Raw genomic sequence first — 15,510 nt, forward strand, 5'->3', positions numbered from 1 at the left:
GTCACCGCACTGCTGTCGGTGGTGGTCGCCACAATGGTTAAGGTCGCGCTGGCCCCGCTGGCTAAACTGCCCACGGTCCACAAGCCGGTAGTGGCGTTATAACTGCTATCGCTGGACACAAAGGTAAAGCCGGCGGGTAACTGATCGGTCACCACCACATTGGTAGCGGCATCCGGGCCAGTGTTGGCTACCGTCAGGGTAAAGCTGACGTTATCCCCGAGATTCGGTGACGCATTATCCACGGTCTTGCTGATGGCTAAATCAATGGCCTGGGCATCCACGGTGGCGGAATCGGTATTATCTGAGTTATCCAGTTCAGTCTGATCCGCCGTAACCGAGGCAGTGTTGGTCACCGCACTGCTGTCGATGGTGGTCGCCACAATGGTTAAGGTCGCGCTGGCGCCGCTCGCTAACGATCCCACGGTCCATAAGCCGGTTGAAGAATCGTAGCTACCGTCGCTGGACACAAAAGTAAAGCCCGCCGGGAGTTGATCGGTGACCACCACATTGGTGGCGGTATCCGGCCCGGTGTTCGAGACGGTCAGGGTAAAGCTGACGTTATCACCCAGATTCGGGGTAGCATTATCAACAGTTTTACTTAGTCCCAGGTCGATGGTGGGTGCTGAACCATCGGTTGCACCTAAAATTAGTATGGTTAACGTTGCTGTAGATGTGGAGCCGTCCGCATCGGTAATTTGGTAGCTGAACACGTCACTGAGTTGGTCATCCGAATTCAGCGCATCGACCGTAGTATTATCATCGTTGAGGTCATAACTGTAGCTGCCATCAGCACCTATGGTCAGGGTGCCAAAATCCCCGGTTACCTCTGTACCATTACTGCTGCTGGTAGAACTGCTCGCTACGGGTGTTACGGGCGATGTATTGCCTTTACTAACGAGGGTTAATTCTAGTTGAGCATCGGCTCCGGCCGTGTCAGAAACATCGCCTGTTGCGCTGGCAATAATCACGTTGCCATTCAGGTTGGCCGCTGGCGCACCCGCAGTGCCTTCGGTAACACTTACCTGATCGTTATTGGCGACCGGTGCATCATCAGTGATAGCCACGTTTACCGTGTGGCTCACAACATTGCCATAGGTATCATAACTTTGAATGGTGATGGCATCGGTAACGCCGCCAGCAGTGTGATCAGCGTTACCGGTGAGGGTGTAAGAAAACTCACCGGTTGATGCATCAAAGCTCCAGGTGCCATAACTTCCCGAGCCAGACTGACCGGCAACAAATGATTGATCTGTTGGTACGGTAAGGGTTACTGCGGCAGATTCTGCCGTACCGGAGGCGTTACTGCCACTGGCCAAATCACTTTCCAGAACGGTGGGACCGGCATACACTTCTGGAACGGTAATGGCGATCCCATCGCTGTCGTAAAGGTTCTCACCATCCTGACTGAAAATGGTCAGAAAATCTGACCCCACAAAGTCGGTATCCGGGGTGTATTGCAGCGAGGCTAAAGCGTTGTTTATGGCAGCCTGGCTACCCTGAATAATCACCCGGCCGGTACCATTGTCGGTAATGCTGGCTGAACCGCCGGTAATATTGAGGATACCGTTATCTACTGCCAGAATGACCCGGCTCAGATCGCCATCCACATCGGTTACAGCAATCAGGCTGTTGTTAAGTACAGAGAAGCTGTAAGGCGTGTTTTTAGCGGTTTCAACGCCTGATGCAAAGGAGCTGCTGCCGTTAAACTGGTTAACCGGTGCATCGTTACTGCCGTAAACTGTAACTGAAATCAAGGCATCGGATATCACGCCGTCGGCATCTTCCATCCGGTAGGTAAACGTATCTGTAACGTTTTGAGCCGCGGTCATCGCAATAACAGTACTGTTATTGCTATCTACTGCATAAGTGTACGTGCCGTTTGCGTTGATGGTCAGGGTGCCATAGCTACCACTGATGGTAACCCCATTACTGTCGACCGGGGTTTCGTTGGGCAGGTTTGCCTGGCTAACATCATCAAAACTGCCTGCCGTTGCGGCGATAACCGTTTGCGTGTCGTTATTATCCACATCGGTATCGTTGCTGAAAACTTGTCCACCGGCGTTATTACCAACGCTGGCACTCAGGGTGTCATCGCCGGCAACCGGGGCATCATTGGCACCGGCAATCGTAATTACCAACTGTGAACTGGATAAACCGCTGCCTAAATCATTACCCACCACATAGGTAAAGGTGTCGATGAGAGACTGACTGCTGTTAAGGGCATTAACCGTGCTATTAGTATTATCCAGTGCATAGCTGTACGTACCGTCGCCACTCAGGGTGAGAGTGCCGTAGGTGCCGGTAATGGTCTGGTTTACCACGCCACTGCCAACGTTAGTGTTGGCGCTGTCTGTGGCAACTGACACCACAAATTCGGTGGCACTCACCGGGCCGGTATCATTGCTGAGTAAATTACCCGTTGGATTAACGCCATTAACCAGAACGGTACCGGTATTGGTGTTATAACCTTGTTCTGTTGCGCTGGCCGCATCGCTTACCGCCGTGGAGTCGTTCTGACCGGCACCGTACACAGTAATAATCAGTTGGGCTTCACTGGTTTCACCCGCTGCATCCTGCATGCTGTAGGTAAAAATATCGACGACGGTGTCGCCCTCAGATATCGCGGTATTATCGGCATTAGCCGTATAGGTGTAGCTACCATTTGCCTGTAGCACTAATTCACCATGGGCACCCTGATAGGTAACGCCCGTTGCACCGTTGCCGCCAGAAAAGCTAAAGCTGGTGCCGGCAGTACTGGTGACCTTATCACTGCTTAGCAACACGGATGTCACCACGCCATTGGTGTAGGTTACATCGGTTACCGTAGTCCCTGCGGGAACGCCAGTGCCGGTGACTGTCATGCCAATGCCAATGGTGCCGCTGAGATTACTTAGACCTGTCAGCTCAGTGCTGCCGGTGGTGGCGCTCGACTGCAACTGTGCCTGTGCACCCTGGGAGGCGTTCTCGGTTTGTGACGTTGAGTCCTCAAAGGAGACAAAAGAGTGAGTTGCTAAAAATGTTTGCGGATCGCTGATCGGCACATAGGCCGAACCATTCCAGTAATAGTTAGGTGTCTGGCTGAGCGGTATCCCATAGGTACCATCCACATTTGCTACCGGGGCCGACGTTGCGGTTACCTGGGTAAAGGTGGAACCATTATCCGCCGAGTAATACATTGCGTAATAGGTAACGTTGCCTCCGGTGTTACTCAGGTCAACGTAAAGCTCATCACCTGCCGCCACTTTATTACCCAGCGAGGCACCCGCGGCCGAGCTGAATGTCAGCTGATAACTGCCGGTATTTACCGTTACCGTGGCCGCATCGGCGCTGCCCTGCGCAGACAAACCGGTAATGGTTAGCGAATCACTGGTATCAACGTCGTTATCATTGGTCAATACGTTGCCACTTGCATTGTAACCGCTTGAAGTAAAGCCAGATTCGGCAAGGGTGGTTGACTCTTTGGCACTGTTGTAATCGTCGCTTGCCACGGGCGCATCATTGCTGCCCTGAATGGTTATGGTCAGGGTTGCAGTCGAAAATCCACCGTTACCATCGGCAATGGTGTAGGTAAAGGTATCAGAGGCGGTACCGTTGAGCAGGGCATCGATAGTGGTATTGGTGTTATCCACGGCATAGGTATAGGCACCGTCCTGACCAATAGATAAGGTACCATACTGGCCGGTTACCCTAGTTGTTCCGGTGGCGGCAATACTGGTGGTACCGCCACGTACCGAGGCGGCGACCTCGGTTACGATGAGTGAGTCACTGTTGTTATCACTATCGTTACTCAGCACGTTGCCGCTGGCATCAACTCCAGCGGTGATTATCCGGATTGGGGAGTCGTCACGGTCGGTACCCAGTTCAACCGCTGAGGTATCGGTATCATTGGCGGCGACCGGCGCGTCATTGGGGGCCAGTGCATCTACTAAATCATTCAACTGACTGTCGACCCGGTCGGACGACGATTTTACTTCCGCAATGGTGTAACTGCCGGCTTCGCTGCCCGCACCAACGGTAAGGCCGGACGTGCTCAGGCTGTTAAAATAGAGCTGATCAACTACCAGAATAAAGCCAATGTTGTCGCTGACATCATTGTCGCCGTCCTGGTTTCCATCAGCCTGCGCGGTGGCTAAATCGGTAAAGTCGGCATCGGTCCAGAAGTAAAAACCTTTTACTTCGCCCTGAATCTTAAGGGGGCGGCTAATCCAGCCAAAATAGTCGGTGCCACCAATATTAATACCGATGGCAGAAACGTCGTTGCCGCTAAAGTACTGACTGTCGTAATTTTTATCATCCACAGTAACATTGCCTAAACCGTTGGTATAGTTACCGTCTGAGATGATAATGCTGTGGGTTTCCTGTTCTTTTTCCGCCCAGTTCTCGGTGTTGTCAGCAATGCCATCGCCGTCAACATCGCGCACCATCATGTAAGCGTTAACAAAGGAATACTTAGCCCATTCCACCTCGATGTTTTCGCCGTCAATATTCAGCTCGCCGTGATCGTCTTCATTCAGGGCATTGTCGTTAGCTTGTTCGCTGTCGGTAGAAAACACTGCATCCACAAAATGCTGACCCTCATCCCCTATGGTATCCCGACCATCGTTGATCAGGCTATCGAGCAGATGTCCATACTCTTCTACCAGTACACGTGTGGCCGCTTCGGCACCAAGCTGATCGATAAAGCCTGCGTTCAGATAAATCGTTGGCTGCCCGTCAGTGCCGGAAGCACTAAAAGCACCGAGTGCGCCGTTTAAGGTCTGGTTATCTACAAGTAAAACCTGCACGTCAATTGCATCAGCAAGGACATCCTGACGGGTAGCTTCCATCGCTTGTAACCAGGCCAGATCCATGTGTTTATTGCCGCCACTAAAAATGGCAAACAGATCCTCTGCAGAGGCGTTTTCCAGGAATGCCTTAATCTGAGAGGTAGCCAGTTCGGTCGCGCGATTAGTCTGGTCGTGAGCTACGCCCAACTGGAAATAATTAACCGGTGCTTCAGAGTCGCCTCTGTCCTGAACCGGATCATCAAGATGAGTGTCCGGGCCCGCAACAACCTCGGCAGTGGTTGCAACGGCAGCGCCATCAAACATCAGGCGCTGTTCTAACTGTAAAATATCTAATGCTGGGCTTGCAGTGGTGTTATTGGTACGGTCAGTCATCCAAGGTCTCCTCAGATTATTTGCTTAAACTTAACTGTTGAGAAGGGGGCGTAATATCAATACGTCCGCTCATTCCCGGCAGTAATTCGCTATGAACACTATCAAGATTGGCAAATATCTTGATTGACTGACTTAGCGCATCCACTTTTCCTGTAGTGTAGCCTACGGTAGCTGAATAGGTAGTTTGGGTATCTGTCACAAAAATCGCTAAGGGATAATCGGCAGACAGCCACTCTAACCAGGATGACGGGGCAATAAACTCTACCCGTAATGACTGGTTATTTTGTATTTCCAGGATAGGTTTGCCGGTTTCGACAAACTCATTGGCATTCACGAATTTATCGGCAACGATGCCAGCGTAAGGCGCTCTGAGCGTGCATTTACCGGTTACGGCGTTTAGCAATGACACCTCAGCGTTGGCTTTCATGACTTCCAGACGACTGTTTTCCAGTTCTACTAAACCAATAGCTTCCATTTGCGCCATGCGGTTGGCACCAACCAGTTTATTTTCTGCAATCTGAGCTTCAATTCTGGCTTTATCCAGACGGGCGTTTTCGGCGTCACAGGAAAATTCGACCAGGATCTGTCCTGCGTCTACGTGCATGCCTTCCCGAACATGCAGGGTTTTAATGCTGCCGGTCATGGCGGCGCTTAATGTGGCAGATTGTTGCGCGGTAATTTGCGCTCTGAGTTCTTCAGATTCCAGCGTAAATGCCGGGGATTGCGCAACAGCACAATGCGTAGATGCCAGCATAAGTGCTGACATCAGATATAAGGCAAATTGTTTTTTCATAGTCGGTTAAACCCCTGGCACTTCAGGTAAACGAATACGGTTTACATCCCTGGCTAACCATTGCTCAATCATTTTACTTAGCTGTTGTAAGTCCATCTCATCAACACTACCGATAACAGGCTCATCGCCTAAGCTCGCTTGTAATAAGGCCAGCGCCTCGGCATATTTTGACATGGCTTCGTAGCGGCGAAGCTCACTTAATATGGTGGTAACGCTGGCAGAGATACGGCGCTGGTTACCAGCCATATTGCCTTCGGATTTACTTAATGCGATTTGCTCGAGCTGAGCGTCTACAGCAAACAGATCGTCAGAGCGATGATATTGCATAAGCGCGTTATTAAACTGGTGCACTGCCAGATGAACCTTGGTTAACGTCGTCATTTGCAAGGCAATACGTTTTTGCTGTTCAATGGCCTCACTTTTCTCGGCCGCCTCTTTACGCGAAGAGTAGGAGAACAGATTCATCAGGTTAAAGCTTAGTGAAGTACCGGCGGAGTTCCATGCGCTGTTCACCATGTAATAGTCGTTGTCATAGTGTGTACCTACCTTAAAGGTCAGGTTAGGGAACATCTTAAGCAAGGTTTTACGGGTTTCCAGTGCGGCAATGCGAACATTTAAAAACTGCTCTTTCAGATCGGCGTTGTTATACAGCGCGTATTCTTCCAGCAGTTCTACATCCACCGACAACGGCACAAAGTGTTCGGTTTCTTCTACCAGTTCAAACACGGTGCCCGGCAAAACACCCATTAATTTGGCCAGCTCGATCTTGGCACTGGCCAGGTCACGATTAACACTTTCGAGTAAGCGCAGGTTCTCCAGCAAATTCCGCTGATAACGCAGTGACTCTTCAGGCGAGGTTACTTTTTCAGCAAACAATTGCTTGGATTTATTCAACGCATTTTCGGCTTCAGCAATTGTGCTGGAAACTTTAAAGGCAAGCGTCTGGCTGGCCAGGGCTTTCCAATAGGCAACGCGTACTTTCTGAATCAGCATGTGCATGGCACGGCGGCGCTCTTCGTTGGCAACGAGCAACCGGTCGGCGTTTTGTTTCGAGGTGTAATAACTGGCACCAAAGTCCAGCAGACTCCAGGATAACCCCAGATCATAGGTTTGATGTTCAGGATCGATAGATACGTTGGTATCGCGGTCACGATTCACTTCATAAGGCGTACTGTAATCCGCCTCATAACGGCTGGAGAAATTATTGCGCCAGTCATAGCCCGCTTCAGCCAGCAGTTTTGGCAACATGTCATATTTGCCCGCCGCCAGTTCACTGGAGGCCAGTGATTGCTTAAGGGTAAGCACCCGCTGATCCAGGTTGTTCTTCAATGCGCGGGAAATCGCCTCGGATAAGGATATGGCTTCTGTAATCGGCTGACTGGCAGCCAGTATCGTTGCTTTATCTTCTTCGTGAGTTTGCTGCATCTCGCTAAGCGAAAGCGGCGTTGGTGAAATAGAACAGCCAGACAAAACGACACTGGTGAGTACGCTTACAAGGAGCAGGGCGTTGCGTTGCATGAATTTATCCGAGTACAAAAAATGAACTTAATCGTTAGAATTTAGTGAAATATAGAGCAGATTAGAAAAATCGAATATGACAGTATTGATGCTTTAGGTATTAATATAAATACTTAGTTATTGTGTGGGATATTAATCAGCAATGTTAAGTTGAGGTAGTTGTTTTATGGCTTGAATTGTTATTATTCTTATTGAAAACAATAGTTTGTATTTTATTTTGTATGGTGGCGGGATTTCTTGATGCGAGAGCTAAATATCTAAAATGTAATAGCTTTATTTATTTTACACTTTTTCTATTCAATTTTACGTATAGTGAATTTTTAGTTTTCTCATTTTTTCTTTAACTTTTTATTAGCATTTGTTGAGCGGGCTTCAGTAGCCGTCAGAAATTTGTAACGCCCAGGTTTCTTCAAAGAAACTTCAATTTTAGCTGGAATAAGTGAGCCTGCTTAATTGAATCCCGTCGTAAAATCCCTTATGTTGTAATGCTGCGCTAATTTTACCGCACTAACTGCTCCCGGCAGTTCTTAACATCTTTTATGATAGGTAAAATATGAAATTTCCAAGCACCCTTCATGCAGCGCACAAAAGCCTGCTGCTGCAAATTATCGATCATTTTTCTGCCGACCAACGCATCACGGCCATTGGCGCCAGTGGCTCTTTTGCCAGTAATAAGATGGACAATTACAGTGATTTGGATCTGGTTATTGCCGTAGATCCGGACGCTTACGGCGAGGTAATGGCACAGCGTTTCACATTGGTTGAATCTATCCCTGGGCATGTAGCGGCATTCACGGGGGAGCATGTCGGTGAGCCCCGCCTGATTATTGCCCTTTATCAGTTGGCTGCCAGCGAGCCTTCGCTGGTACATGTGGACTTTAAATTTGTCGCCTTGCCAGATGCTGCACAACGGGTGGATGATACCCAGGTTATCTGGGAGCGCGGAAACGCGTTGTCTGCGATTTACGCAAATTCCGGCTATCAGTACCCACAGCCCGAGCCGCAGTGGATTGAAGACCGATTCTGGATTTGGCTGCACTACGGCGCTGGCAAAATTGCCCGGGGGGAATATTTTGAGGCAATGGAATTTTTATCCTTTCTGCGCACCACGGTCTTGTCACCCCTGGCACTTCAGCAGGCAGGGTTAACCCCATCAGGCGTGCGTACTATCGAGCGGCGATTGCCCGGCTTTGCAAAACGTTTGGAAAAGACCGTCGCTCAGCCAACCAAAGAAGCACTTATCCCGGCGTTTGAGGCATGTTTTGAACTCTATCTGGTGCTGCGAGCGAATACCTCAGTGAAGATAAACGAACAAGCGCAGACGCTGGCGATCAATTACTTTAATTGCGAACTTATGGGCTGAACATCTTAATCCCACTGTGAACAACATGTAGTACTATGTTGTTACCCGTGTGGCCGGTAAGTATGTTTGTATAAGTGTTATCTGTGGTAAACCCAACTAACGAGGTAATACGATGAGCAAGATCCTGATGATCACCGGCGACTTTGTGGAAGACTACGAAAATATGGTGCCCTTTCAAACCCTGATGGCCTGCGGTCATCTGGTGGATGCGGTATGCCCGGGCAAGTCAGCCGGCGATACGATCAAAACCGCGATCCACGATTTCGAGGGGGACCAGACCTACACCGAGAAACCGGGCCATAATTTTACACTGAATGCGACCTTTGCAGAGGTGAGTGCTGAAAGTTACGATGGCTTGTATATCCCGGGGGGCAGGGCTCCTGAATATCTGCGTTTGAACAGTGATGTAATTGCACTGGTTCAGGCGTTTTTTGCGGCGGATAAACCAGTGAGCTCCATTTGCCATGGGCCTCAGCTACTGGCGGCTGCCGGTGTGCTCGAAGGCAAACAGGTTTCTGCTTATCCTGCCTGCGAACCCGAAATTAAACTGGCCGGTGCCAGTTACGTAAGTGTTGGCATGGATGAAGCCATTACTGATGGTAAGCTGGTTACCGGCCCGGCCTGGCCAGCACATCCGGCTTTGTTGAGCCAGTTTATGGCGCTACTGTAACCAGATTAAACAGAGGGAAGGTTGATGTGTGGATTGTTTATCAATGCCGAGCCATCGTTATGGCAGAGCTCAACCAAATCAATGCGAATTGATGGGGTCGTTACTTCTATCCGCATGGAAACCTTCTTTTGGAATATCCTGCAGGAAATAGCGTGTCGCGATGGACTGAGTATCAGTCAGTTGATATCCAGGCTGTATCTGGAGTCGCTGGATGCAGACCACGATATTGGCAATTTTACCTCATTTCTAAGGGTATGTTGCGGGCGTTATCTTTCCATGGTCGCCGATGGTTTGTTGCAGCGCGATGCTATGGATCCTCTCGAAGGTATGGATTCCGCGCAACTGATAAAAACCGAAGCCGATACACAGGCAACACGCTTAAAGCGAATATCTGCCCCATCCGCCAGCGGCGTTAATAAACATTAACCCCTAACGCGTTATATTAATTTGTGGTAACCGCGGTTCGAATAACGACGATTTTACTATCGATGTGTTGGTATCGGCACATTCATGCAGCGGAAACATAATATCATCAAGCTCGGCAATATCCCGCAGGGCCAGACGGGCAATCAGACAATCTTCCCCGGTCACTCTGTCGCAGGCCATAAAACGTGGCTCCTCAGCGATTAACTTTTCGACTTTTCTGATTTGACCCGATTTGGGTTTTATTCGCACCAGCGCTTCAATGCTATAGCCTATAGCGCGCATATTCAGCCGCACACCAAAGCCGTCAATCACGCCTTTATGACGGAGTGTTTTCATTCGTTCACCCACTGCCGGGCCGGATAATCCCACTTGCTTGCCGATCTCCGCCAGGCTCTGTCGGGCATTTTCATCAAGGGCGGTTAAAATGGCTTTATCGAGGTAATCAATCGTTGTTGTCATGGGCTATTTTCGAATTGAAAGTTATTGAGTAAATTTAGCGGTAATTAAAAGGTAAAGTCAAAACTCCGCTTTCTGTATCACAGTGATCTCATGAACAGGGCAGTGATATGCTTTTAAAAAGCGTTGCATACAGCCAATTAATTAAGGAACACAAATGAACATACAGCGAATCGCCGCATTTAGTCAGGGGGAACTCGGAGGTAATCCGGCCGGGGTGGTGTTACTGGAGCAACCCATAGAAGAAAGTCTGATGCGCAGCACGGCTGCTGACGTCGGCTACTCAGAAACGGCTTTCGCCTGGCCTTTAAACACTGAGCGTACCGCGTGGCGGGTACGATATTTTTCGCCAGAGTCAGAAGTGCCGTTTTGTGGCCATGCGACCATCGCGTTGGGCGCCGCACTGGGTGAGGCCGAAGGCGCGGGTACGTTTGAGCTCACCCTAAATGATGCCATCATTTCGGTAACTGCAACACATACCGCATCCGGGATCGCCGCAACGTTAACCTCGCCGCCAACCCACAGCGGCAAAGTCTCTGCTGATGAACTCAGCGCAGTGTTGCAATTGTTTGGCTTGGCCGAGAGTGATTTATCCGAACAGCTAATACCTGCCCGTATTCATGGCGGTTCTAATCACATTGTTCTGCCACTAAAAAGCAGAGAGACACTGGCCAATATGGATTATTCTCTGGCTGAGGGAAAACGCCTCATGGAGCAACTTGGGCTGGTTACCATCATGCTGGTTTATGTTGTAAACGAGCAGGAATTTGCGGTGCGTAACGCGTTTGCTTCAGGCGGCGTGCTGGAAGATCCAGCCACTGGCGCAGCGGCAGCAGCGTTTGCGGGGTTTCTGCGCGATTGTGACTGGCCCCACAACGGAAGCCTGTTAATTAAACAGGGCGAAGATATGGGAGCGCCGTCAATAATTCATGTTCGTTTAACCAACGAAAAGGGCTGTAGTGTGGCCGTTTCCGGCACCACCCGAGCGCTTTAAATTAAACCTCTGATGCCAGTAAAAATGCTGGCATCAACACATCTGCGGTACATATCCAACCTCCACGCCAAGCGCTTTACTATATACTTATTTTACTGACTCGTGCTCGCCTGGCGAAAGCTGATGGAATTTTATGCGGTGCAAGGTTGGTGCAAGCTTTACTTGCTATAAGTGGGATGTCTTAAGGGCGGTAATAAAAATTACATAATCGAATACCGTTTAGCCATTCAACTTATTTTTTGAACAAGCAAGTGGAGGAACACTCTAGTGCAAAACCGCATATTCCCGTTGTCGTTGGTCGCACTGGCAGTTGCCGGGATGAACCTGTCCCAGGCTATTGCAGCACAAGAAGAACAAACAATCGAAGTTCAGCAAGCGGAGCAATCCGCCGCCGTTGTTGCTGAACAACCACAAACTGAAAAGCCTGCCGACGACGAACCAGAGCACATTCTGGTTACCGGATCGCGCCTGCAGTTTGGTAACGTTACCTCCAAGCCAACGGTTATTACCGCCGAAGATATTCAAAAGCGCGGTGTATCGAGCGTCACTGAGCTGATTCGCACGTTGCCACAAAACCTGGCAACCATTGGTGGTTTGGCCAACAATCGTTTTAATGGCCCGTTAGCACCAGCCGATGGTTCAGCAAGTAATATGTCTTCAATTGGTGCGCTGGGTGTTTCTGCTGCCAACTTAGGTGGTATGGGCGCAGGGCGTACTCTAATTTTGATTAACGGTCGTCGTATGGCCGGCGCTGCAGGTATCGAAGATGGGTTTGTTAACTTAAACGGAATCCCTTTATCTGCTATCGAACGGGTAGAAATTACCACTGATGGTGCCTCGGCTGTTTATGGTGCCGATGCCATGGGCGGTGTCATCAACTTTATTCTGAAAAGTGGCTACTCTGGTTCCAGCGTAACAGTACAGCATGAAGATTCTAATAACGGTGCTGACTTTTCACGTTTAAGCGTTTATACCGGCTACGGTTGGAAATCAGGTAATGTATCGGTTGTTTTAGATTATTCAGAGCGTGATCCGGTAGTGAATGCTAAAACAGGTTATGTAACGAATAACTATGCTCCATATTTTAATGGTGATAGTACTTATGACCGACGTTCATTTGCCAGCGGTGCCCAGCCCGGTTTAATTGATATTTCCGAAAGTTCTTATAATTGGGAAACCGGTGAAGAAATTAACTATATCGGAGCATTAACTTTACCGGCTGGCTTTGAAGGCCGACCTGAGATGAGTGATTTTGTCGAAGTTGGTGAAGAAGCATACCGTGACTTCGTGCCTCGTCTAGGGGGGCCAAAGTCTGAAAACAGTAGTATCGTGGTCAATTTTGAACAAAATATAACGGATAAGTTACAGTTTACTGCTGACGCCCTGTTTACCCGAAACAAGAATACACAGAATCAGTTAGAAGCATCTGCTATCCTGGTCAATATGGCACCGGGTCAATACTATAACCCGTTTCCGGAATATTATTTTAGCTCATGGGATCCCGGGACAGTAGCTTACTATTATCCTGGCAGTGAATTAGCTAATGGCGATATCAGCTATGGTTACAGTGAAAATACCACTGATAACTGGAGCGTAAATTTAGGTTTAACCTATCAATTTGATAAAGAAACTCGCCTTGATTTAGCTTACACCACCTCCAGAACGACAAACAAAGGTAATCGTTACGGTTATGAGTCTGTTGTCTCTATCAGTACCGATTACAATACAGGTGGCTGGAGCTGCTATAACTTCATGATACAAAATAATCGCTATCAGGGAGAGCAGGCAACCGCTTATCAAAATGCCTTTGATGCGCAGTGTGAAGTTTTAACCAGTGCAGATCCGGATATTGCGTTTAACCCTTGGCGTACAGGTGCGGATGGTGCTGGTGGCTCCATCGATCCGTTTTTCTTCGGCCAGGAAAGTGAAAGCCGTGGTTCACGGTTAGAAAACTTTGAAATTCGTCTGAACGGGGCGTTGACTGAGCTTCCAGCAGGTAAGGTTTATTATGTTATCGGCGGTGAATACAACGATGATGGCGTAGATAGCCGAGAGGTGCGCGCAAGCACTGGAGAGAGAGTTAACAAAACCCGCGAAGCATTATTTGCTGAAATGAGTATTCCGGTATTTGGTAAAGACCTCCACTATCCAGGTTTTGAAGCCTTAACATTAAGTATTGCTGCTCGTCGCGACAGTTACAGTACTGATGGTGCAATTGGTACAGTGGACGATGTTCCATATGACCAGGGCGGCCAGATTATTTATGGTGAAAATACGTTCTCCCGAACCACACCAAGTATTGGTATTAAGTGGACGCCGGTAGAAGATATTACTCTTCGAGCTCGATGGAGTGAAGGTTTTCAGGCGCCTGAATATACTAGTTTGTTTAATGTAAATGGCACTGATTCCTATAACACATCAGTTACTAACGACCCTTACTACGACTGTCGGGAGTTTAACAGTTGTGATTTTGATTGGGGTAGTTCATATGGTTATTACGTACCAAGGATTACCACACCAAACCCGGATTTAAAACCGCAAACGTCTAAGCAGCAGTCGTATACACTCTCTTGGAATCCAAGTGGTGTGCTGTCAGGTTTAACTGTTGATGTGACCTACAATAACACTAAGATCGAAAATGAAATTGCGACGCTGGATACTCTGAACACTCTTTTACCATTTGAAGAGCTTGTTTCTTTAGAAGCTTTCTATCCTAGAGATGAAGATGGCAAGGTAGCTCAGGCAATGAACCGGACGTTTAATATTTCAGGTTCAGAATATGAGTCAATCATGTATACGGTCGGTTATTACGTTTATACCAGTTTTGGTTCTTTTGAGCCGCGCTTAACCTATCTGGATAACCGAAAATCTGAGCGTAAGGCGTTTGCAGATAGCACCCCGATTTCCAGTCTTGGCTTCTTACAAGGTGTTGATGATTATAAAATCACAGGTCAGTTGACTTACAACTATCAGGATTTCAGTGCCTCATTGTTTGGTTACTATATGCCGGACTATATCAATGACTATATCGTGAGACGTTATGCTGGTGTTATCAGTAACCCGGATTATGCTATAGAAGCGGGCGCTTACATGACGTTTGATCTAACCGCGTCTTATCAGGTGACTAACCAACTTCAAGTGACCTTCGCGGGTCGCAATATCTTCGATCGCGAGCCGCCGTTGGTAGTAGTTGGTTCATTGCCATACGATGACGGGCGCTACAATGTTGAAGGCAGAACCCTGTCTTTGCAATTACAGTATGAGTTTTAATTAATTCTGCTTAATGCCCCGCTTCGGCGGGGCATGTTTATACCCATTAGCGTTGGTCATCAGACAACCTCGCAGCGCTAATTGCTATAAACTGCGTGTTGAAAACCGGAGATCTGTATGCGTTTATTATTGATAGAAGATGATGAAAACATTGCAGAAACCCTGGTCGCTTACCTTGAAAAACACGGATTCGTCGTCGATTTAGCGCCTACGCTGGCGGTAGCAAAAGTCGCGGTAATGGAAAACAGCTTTGACCTGGTTCTGCTTGACCGAATGTTACCCGACGGCGAAGGCATGACAATGCTGCGTTACTTTGAAGAAAATGGCCGTCCTCAGCGGGTAATTTTACTAACGGCGCTGGGCGATGTGGACGACCGCGTACATGGCCTGGAGTGCGGGGCACAGGATTATATTCCTAAACCTTTTGAACCTCGGGAATTACTGGTAAGAATACGCAATGCGCTGCGCCAGCCGGTTACCACTGAACGTGAGATTAAGACCTTAGGCCCTTTACAGTACGACGTGGAAAGCCGCGCTTTTTCGGTTAACGGTGAAGCGCTGAACTTACGTCGTACCGAAGCGCTGGTGCTGGAAGCATTAATTGCCCGTCCTGCTACGCTGGTGCCAAGGGAGTCGCTTGAGAGTAAAGTGTATGGCTACGATAAGTTTGTTACCTCCAATTCGCTGGAGTCGCAGGTGAGTCGCTTACGCAAAAGCTTGTCGGAGCATACCGACAGCATCAAAATCCAAACCGTGCGTGGTATGGGATATCGCTTAGTCGAAGACGCGGCAGACGAATAACATCAGGTTAGTGTAAGCATTTATCACTACACTGGCATTCTGACTTTTAATGATACGAGC

Annotated in this window: 10 protein-coding genes; 6 read left to right on the forward strand and 4 right to left on the reverse strand. The window is 48.7% G+C overall.

Going from position 1 to position 15,510, the window contains the following annotated elements; genetic code table 11:
* The 3 genes from BFC17_RS14045 to BFC17_RS14055 form a co-directional block, all read right to left on the reverse strand.
* Positions 1–5,159: VCBS domain-containing protein (locus tag BFC17_RS14045; RefSeq protein ID WP_139142085.1), on the reverse strand; the 5,159-nt coding region annotated here is incomplete at its 3' end.
* A 16-nt stretch (positions 5,160–5,175) separates the two neighbouring features.
* On the reverse strand, positions 5,176–5,952 hold the full coding sequence (locus tag BFC17_RS14050; protein WP_070177089.1) for an efflux RND transporter periplasmic adaptor subunit: 777 nt from the start codon (positions 5,950–5,952) through the stop codon (positions 5,176–5,178).
* A gap of 6 nt (positions 5,953–5,958) precedes the next feature.
* Entirely contained in the window at positions 5,959–7,470 is a 1,512-nt protein-coding gene (locus BFC17_RS14055; protein ID WP_070177090.1) for a TolC family protein, read from the reverse strand.
* 553 nt (positions 7,471–8,023) lie between these two features.
* Between BFC17_RS14055 and BFC17_RS14060 the strand changes: the two genes are divergently transcribed.
* From BFC17_RS14060 to BFC17_RS14070, 3 genes are all read left to right on the forward strand, one after another.
* Positions 8,024–8,833 carry a nucleotidyltransferase domain-containing protein gene (locus BFC17_RS14060; RefSeq protein WP_070177091.1) on the forward strand — a complete coding sequence of 270 codons (810 nt, stop codon included), beginning with the start codon at positions 8,024–8,026 and terminating at the stop codon, positions 8,831–8,833.
* A gap of 112 nt (positions 8,834–8,945) precedes the next feature.
* Positions 8,946–9,503, forward strand: coding sequence for a DJ-1/PfpI family protein (locus BFC17_RS14065; RefSeq protein WP_070177092.1), 558 nt, complete (start codon positions 8,946–8,948; stop codon positions 9,501–9,503).
* A gap of 24 nt (positions 9,504–9,527) precedes the next feature.
* Positions 9,528–9,929 carry a ribbon-helix-helix domain-containing protein gene (locus BFC17_RS14070; protein WP_070177093.1) on the forward strand — a complete coding sequence of 134 codons (402 nt, stop codon included), beginning with the start codon at positions 9,528–9,530 and terminating at the stop codon, positions 9,927–9,929.
* A gap of 3 nt (positions 9,930–9,932) precedes the next feature.
* Here BFC17_RS14070 and BFC17_RS14075 read toward each other — a convergent pair whose 3' ends face one another.
* Complete coding sequence (locus BFC17_RS14075; protein ID WP_070177094.1) at positions 9,933–10,388, reverse strand: Lrp/AsnC family transcriptional regulator; 456 nt, start codon at positions 10,386–10,388, stop codon at positions 9,933–9,935.
* A gap of 154 nt (positions 10,389–10,542) precedes the next feature.
* Here BFC17_RS14075 and BFC17_RS14080 point away from each other — a divergent pair, with 154 nt between their 5' ends.
* From BFC17_RS14080 to BFC17_RS14090, 3 genes are all read left to right on the forward strand, one after another.
* Positions 10,543–11,379 carry a PhzF family phenazine biosynthesis protein gene (locus BFC17_RS14080; RefSeq protein ID WP_070177095.1) on the forward strand — a complete coding sequence of 279 codons (837 nt, stop codon included), beginning with the start codon at positions 10,543–10,545 and terminating at the stop codon, positions 11,377–11,379.
* Between the two features lie 318 nt (positions 11,380–11,697).
* Entirely contained in the window at positions 11,698–14,649 is a 2,952-nt protein-coding gene (locus tag BFC17_RS14085; protein WP_083271756.1) for a TonB-dependent receptor domain-containing protein, read from the forward strand.
* 117 nt (positions 14,650–14,766) lie between these two features.
* Positions 14,767–15,450, forward strand: coding sequence for a response regulator transcription factor (locus tag BFC17_RS14090; protein WP_070177096.1), 684 nt, complete (start codon positions 14,767–14,769; stop codon positions 15,448–15,450).
* Positions 15,451–15,510: the final 60 nt, after the last annotated feature.

Origin of the sequence: Marisediminitalea lipolytica, assembly GCF_001758465.1 — a bacterium.
Taxonomy (GTDB): domain Bacteria; phylum Pseudomonadota; class Gammaproteobacteria; order Enterobacterales; family Alteromonadaceae; genus Alteromonas; species Alteromonas lipolytica.

Bases quoted from the DNA above. Each gene is read 5' to 3' on its own strand.
- BFC17_RS14050 (WP_070177089.1), bottom strand. From the start codon at position 5,952: ATGAAAAAACAATTTGCCTTATATCTGATGTCAGCACTTATGCTGGCA.
- BFC17_RS14055 (WP_070177090.1), bottom strand. From the start codon at position 7,470: ATGCAACGCAACGCCCTGCTCCTTGTAAGCGTACTCACCAGTGTCGTT.
- BFC17_RS14060 (WP_070177091.1), top strand. From the start codon at position 8,024: ATGAAATTTCCAAGCACCCTTCATGCAGCGCACAAAAGCCTGCTGCTG.
- BFC17_RS14065 (WP_070177092.1), top strand. From the start codon at position 8,946: ATGAGCAAGATCCTGATGATCACCGGCGACTTTGTGGAAGACTACGAA.
- BFC17_RS14070 (WP_070177093.1), top strand. From the start codon at position 9,528: ATGTGTGGATTGTTTATCAATGCCGAGCCATCGTTATGGCAGAGCTCA.
- BFC17_RS14075 (WP_070177094.1), bottom strand. From the start codon at position 10,388: ATGACAACAACGATTGATTACCTCGATAAAGCCATTTTAACCGCCCTT.
- BFC17_RS14080 (WP_070177095.1), top strand. From the start codon at position 10,543: ATGAACATACAGCGAATCGCCGCATTTAGTCAGGGGGAACTCGGAGGT.
- BFC17_RS14085 (WP_083271756.1), top strand. From the start codon at position 11,698: ATGAACCTGTCCCAGGCTATTGCAGCACAAGAAGAACAAACAATCGAA.
- BFC17_RS14090 (WP_070177096.1), top strand. From the start codon at position 14,767: ATGCGTTTATTATTGATAGAAGATGATGAAAACATTGCAGAAACCCTG.